The organism is Thermoflexus sp., assembly GCF_040289485.1.
Classification (GTDB): domain Bacteria; phylum Chloroflexota; class Anaerolineae; order Thermoflexales; family Thermoflexaceae; genus Thermoflexus.
In genome coordinates this window covers 1-743 of record NZ_PSLG01000036.1, presented here as the reverse complement: position 1 = coordinate 743, position 743 = coordinate 1, and the positions used below count along the sequence as shown (strand labels likewise).

The 743-nt window shown below is 75.2% G+C and carries 1 protein-coding gene; it reads left to right on the top strand.

Annotated elements, in window-relative coordinates; genetic code table 11:
* Positions 1–743: ABC transporter substrate-binding protein (locus tag C4313_RS07405; protein WP_352429233.1), on the top strand; the 743-nt coding region annotated here is incomplete at both ends.

The following is a 743-nucleotide window of genomic DNA, read 5'->3' as shown; positions in this document are numbered from 1 at the left end:
GGGGGGGGGAGCCGCTCTATCGGCTGGACGAGGAGCGCTTGGCCGAACTGGAGCCGGACCTGGTGCTTACCCAAGCCCTGTGCGAAGTCTGCGCCCTCCCCATGGGCCAGGCCGCCCAGGCGGCCCACCGGCTCCGCCGCCCTCCCCGCGTGATCGCCGTCAACACTTACCGCCTGGCCGATCTCTTCGAGAGCCTCCGCGCCATCGCCGCGGCCGCCGGCGTGCCCGAGCAGGCTGAGGCCCTCATCCGGGACTGGCGCGCCCGTCTGGCCCGGGTGGAGGCTGCCGTCGCCGGGGCCCCTCGCCCCCGGGTGCTGCTGTTGGAATGGCTGGATCCGCCGTTCTGTTGCGGGCACTGGGTCCCCGAGATGGTCGATCTGGCGGGCGGCCGGGAGGTCCTGGGAAGCCCGGGTGCCCCCTCGCGGCGCGTGCGCTGGGAGGAGATCCTGGAGGCCGAGCCCGAGGTCCTCGGCCTCATCCCGTGTGGCTACCGCCTGTCGGAGGTGCTGGCCGCCCTGCCGGCCCTGGCCGCCTGTCCCTTCTGGCCGTGGATCCCTGCCGTTCAGGCCGGCCAGGTCTACGCCCTCGAGGCCTCCGCCTACTTCAGCCGCCCCGGCCCGCGCACCCTGGACGGCATCGAGATTTTGGCCGCCCTGCTGCACCCGGACCGCTTCGCCCGGGAGGGCCTGGAGCAGGTCGCGCGGCGGGTGGAGGCCGCGGCCTGGCGCTGGCGCCGGCGGCGG